A 232-nucleotide genomic window follows, 5' to 3' on the forward strand; every position below is an offset into this window, starting at 1 on the left:
CACCCTGCTGAACGTGTACGGCCCGACGGAGTCGACGGTCGCCGCGACGGTGAGTGGCAGCGGGCTGAGCGGTTCGGCGACGCCGTCGCTCGGCAAGGCGGTGCTCGGCACTCGGCTGTACGTGCTGGATCCGGGTCTGCGGCCGGTGGTGCCGGGTGTGGTCGGCGAGCTGTACATCGCCGGCGACGGTCTGGCGCGCGGCTACCTCAAGCGTCCTGGGATGACGGCCGAG

1 protein-coding gene is annotated in these 232 nt (G+C 72.0%); it reads left to right on the plus strand.

Annotated elements, in window-relative coordinates:
* Positions 1–13: 13 nt before the first annotated feature.
* Positions 14–232 (plus strand): AMP-binding protein (locus VM95_RS38345; protein ID WP_425265403.1); only part of this gene is annotated, 219 nt, incomplete at its 3' end.

Origin of the sequence: Streptomyces rubellomurinus (assembly GCF_000961885.1) — a bacterium.
Taxonomy (GTDB): domain Bacteria; phylum Actinomycetota; class Actinomycetes; order Streptomycetales; family Streptomycetaceae; genus Kitasatospora; species Kitasatospora rubellomurina.